This is a genomic window from Methylobacterium sp. WL18, from assembly GCF_008040015.1.
GTDB classification, from domain to species: domain Bacteria; phylum Pseudomonadota; class Alphaproteobacteria; order Rhizobiales; family Beijerinckiaceae; genus Methylobacterium; species Methylobacterium mesophilicum.
Genome location: NZ_VRVD01000690.1, coordinates 1 through 2,370, shown reverse-complemented (window position 1 = coordinate 2,370; position 2,370 = coordinate 1). Strand labels below are relative to the sequence as shown.

3 protein-coding genes are annotated in these 2,370 nt (G+C 71.7%); all 3 read right to left on the bottom strand.

Going from position 1 to position 2,370, the window contains the following annotated elements; translation table 11 throughout:
• Positions 1-762, bottom strand: a 762-nt coding sequence (locus FV228_RS27050; protein WP_147857339.1) for a pitrilysin family protein, incomplete at its 3' end; no start/stop codon positions are given.
• A gap of 160 nt (positions 763-922) precedes the next feature.
• Positions 923-1,585: a hypothetical protein gene (locus FV228_RS27045; RefSeq protein ID WP_147857338.1), complete on the bottom strand. Its 663-nt coding sequence runs from the start codon at positions 1,583-1,585 to the stop codon at positions 923-925.
• Between the two features lie 160 nt (positions 1,586-1,745).
• On the bottom strand, positions 1,746-2,276 hold the full coding sequence (lspA, locus tag FV228_RS27040) for a signal peptidase II (protein WP_147857337.1): 531 nt from the start codon (positions 2,274-2,276) through the stop codon (positions 1,746-1,748).
• Positions 2,277-2,370 lie beyond the last annotated feature (94 nt).

Below are 2,370 nucleotides of genomic sequence, written 5' to 3'. Positions count from 1 at the left end.
GGCGCCGGTGGGCGCGACGCGGCCGTAGGTCTCGTCGGCGAGCCGGCGGACCTCGTCCGGGGTCACGTCCCCGGCCACCACCAGGATCGCGTTCTCGGGGGTGTAGAAGCGCTTGTAATAGGCCAGCGCGTGCTCGCGGTTCAGGCCCTCGATCTCGTGCATCCAGCCGATGATCGGCGTTCCGTAGGGGTGATGCACGAACAGCGAGGCGGCCATCGCCTCGGAGAGCTGGGCGGAGGGGTCGGTCTCGACCCGCATGCGCCGCTCCTCGAGCACCACGTCGCGCTCGGGGGCGACCACGGCGTCGTCGAGGACGAGGCCGCCCATGCGGTCGGCCTCGAACGCCATCATGGTGCCGAGATGGTCGCGGGCGACCCGCTGGAAGTAGGCGGTGTAGTCGTAGCTGGTGAACGCGTTCTCCTGGCCGCCGAGGCCCGAGACCGCCTTCGAGAAGGCCCCCACCGGGTGCTTCTCGGTGCCCTTGAACATCAGGTGCTCGAGGAAGTGGGCGATGCCCGACTGGCCCAACGGATCATCGGCCGAGCCGTTGCGATACCAGATCATGTGGGTCGCGACGGGGGCCCGGTGATCGGGCACCACCACCACGTCGAGGCCGTTGTCGAGGGTGAAGGCCGTGACTTCGGGTCCGCCCGCCTCGGAGCGCCCGAACGGCGCGGCCTCGCCCCGGCCGGCGCTGCCGCCGTAGGGCGAGCCCGGACGCGGCGGGAAGAGGGTGGGCGTCGCCTTCCTGAACAGGTGCATTCCGCTTTCCTTTTGCCGGCCCCGTGCCGGCGACGCCCCTGACCGGAACGCCCGCGTGGATCGGGGCCGTCCTCGTATCCGGCCGGCAAGAGCCGTACCGGGACAGACATGTCATGTTGCCATGCCGGGCCGCCGTTGCAACGGCGCCACAGCCTGATGGTTACTGCTGGGCCCGCTGGCGCTGGTAGGCCCGGGGGTCGGCCTCGTCGCGCTCGCGGCTGGCGTTGTTGATCGGGTCCCGCGACGGCGGCTGGGCCAGCTTCTTCGGAGATTGCCGGTAGCCGGTGGGCGGATCGGTCAGGATGTCCCGGGCCGGCTCGACATCCGAGGGCTCGGCGTTGGCGCTCTTGCCCTTCAGCAGGTCGAACGGGCTGAGCAGGCTGTCGTCGCGGTTGGTGTCGCCCGGCTTGCGCTCGGCCTCGGTGGTGACGCTCGCCCCGGCGCGGCGGCCGTTGCGGATCTCGTCCACCGACAGGGTGGCGTTGTTGTCGTCGTAGCGGCCGCGTGCCTGGTTGCCCACCGGGCGCCGCCGCTCGGCAGCCGCGCGCTCGCGCTCGACGATCTCGGGATCCTTGGGCCAGGCGGTGCTGGTGGAGCGGGCCCGGGGCTGCGGCAGGACCTTGCCGTCGAGCTTGGGCGGCATCACCAGCGGCGGGCGCTCGTGATAGTCGATCGGGTCCTGGCGCTTCTCCAGGAGGCCGATGCCGGAGAGCGCGTCGCGCATGAACTCGCCGCGCTCCTGCGCCTGCGCGCCGCCGGCCAGCAGCGGCGCCAACGCGACCGCGGCGGAGAGGATGAGACGAAGCCTGCGATGCCCGGTCATGCTGCCTCACGGGTTCCGGCCGGAAATCCGGCGCGGGGATGGCCGCCACGCGGCCTGATCCGACAGGTCCCGGCGTGGGACCGGTTTCCGGCGATCGTATGGCGCCTTGACCGCATCGCACCAGAGCCTTGAGGCAACTGGGGCCTGTGTGTTGCGCGAATCATAGGCGAGGGGCCGTATCGGTCCGGGCCGGGCCGGTCTTGGCCGGATCCTTGGACGTACCGCGCCCGGCTGGGCTCAGGCTGTCGAGGACCAGCCCGATCACCCCGGCGACGATCGCCGCGTCGGCCACGTTGAACACGTACCAAGACCAGCCGCCGGCATGCAGGTGGACGAAGTCGAACACCGCCCCGTAGGCGGCCCGGTCGATGGCGTTGCCGAGCGCGCCGCCGACGATCAGCCCCAGCGCCACGGCGAGCAGCCGCGACCCGGCCCGGGTCATCCAGATGCCGAGGCCGAGCGCGGCGGCGAGCGACAGGATCACCAGGAACCAGCGCCCGAACCCGCTCTCCTGCTGGAACAGGCCGTAGGAGACGCCCCGGTTCCAGACCACCACGAAGTCGGCGAACGGCGCCAGCCGCCAGGGCTGGGTCAGCACGAGGTCGGTGCCGAAATAGAGCCCGAGCTTGGAGGCCTGGTCGAGGACCAGGGTCAGGAACAGGGCCAGCAGGCCGGCGCGGGTGGGGGTCATGGGCGGGGACCGGACACACGCGCCTCTCCCTCCCCCCTATGCGGGGGAGGGTACCCTGCGAAGCAGGGGGGGAGAGGGGCGCGACGGTGCAGGA